Genomic DNA, 1,289 nt, shown 5'->3' with positions numbered 1-1,289 from the left:
CACAAGTACACTATCTCAGAAGTTGAGGGCTCTGAAGCAGGAATCACTTACGATAAGACAGTTCAAGAAGTTGAAGTAACGGTTGAAAAAGTAAGTGCGACTGAATTGAAAGCAACGGTTTCAAAAGAAGCAAAAGATCTTGTATTTACAAACAAATACACACCAGCGAAAACTTCGGTTTCTGTGACGAAAAAATGGGATGATAAGGACAACCAAGATGGTAAACGTCCAGCGTCTGTTACAGTTAAATTGCTTGCAGATGGTCAAGATACAGGTAAGACACTTACATTGACTGAAGCGAACGGTTGGACTGGAAGCTTCACAGGCCTTGATGCTGATAAGGGTGGTACACCTATTAAGTACACAGTAGTAGAAGTAACTGTTCCTGGTTACGCTCCAGAAGTTACTGGTGACGCTGCATCAGGATTCACTATCACAAATAGCTATTCTCCAGAAACAGTTGACATCACAGCTACTAAGAACTGGGATGACGCGAATAACCAAGACGGCAAACGTCCAACTAAGATTACAATCAATCTTTTAGCAGACGGTCAGAAAGTCGCATCGAAAGAAGTTCAAGCAGCCGCAGACGGAACTTGGACTGCTACATTCGAAAAATTAGCAAAATATAAAGCTGGTAAAGAAATCAAATACACTGTAACAGAAGAAGCCGTAGCAGAATACGAATCAACTATTACAGACTTTACCATCACAAACAAATATGCGCCAAAAGAAATCGACTACAAGGTAACAAAAGTATGGAACGATGCGAACAACCAAGACGGCAAACGTCCTGAGTCCGTAACGGTTCAACTTTATAAAAAAGTAGGAGATGCAGATCCAGTAGCTGTTGAAGGTAAGAAATTAACCTTGACAGCTAAGGATAAGACTGACGCTAACACTTGGGTAGCATCCTTCACAAATCTTCCACAATTCGAAGCTGGTAAAGAAATTACTTACTCTATCGATGAAGTAGATGTACCAGCTGGCTATAAAGCCTCTGTAACTGGTCAAGTAGTGACAAACAATTACACACCAGATACAGTTATCCTTTCAGGAACTAAGGTTTGGAAAGATAACAACAACCAAGATGGCAAACGTGCAGATAAAGTGAAAGTTCAAATTCTTAATGGCGATAAAGTCGTTCAAGAAATTGAAGTTTCAGAAAAAACTGGTTGGAAGTTTGAATCTAAAAAACTTCCTAAGTATGAAAATGGTCAAGAAATCAAGTACACTGTCAAAGAAGTGGCTGTGAAAGAATATACCTCAACAGTTACTACGGACAAAGA

Annotated in this window: 1 protein-coding gene; it reads left to right on the top strand. The window is 39.6% G+C overall.

What is annotated here, in order from left to right; all coding sequences use genetic code 11:
* Nucleotides 1-1,289 (top strand): Cna B-type domain-containing protein (locus tag M1F74_RS10055; protein ID WP_247947027.1); only part of this gene is annotated, 1,289 nt, incomplete at both ends.

Origin of the sequence: Streptococcus oralis (assembly GCF_023109315.1) — a bacterium.
Classification (GTDB): Bacteria; Bacillota; Bacilli; order Lactobacillales; family Streptococcaceae; genus Streptococcus; species Streptococcus oralis_BS.
Note: the sequence above shows the minus strand (reverse complement) of the source record. Positions and strands in the feature narration are given on the sequence as shown.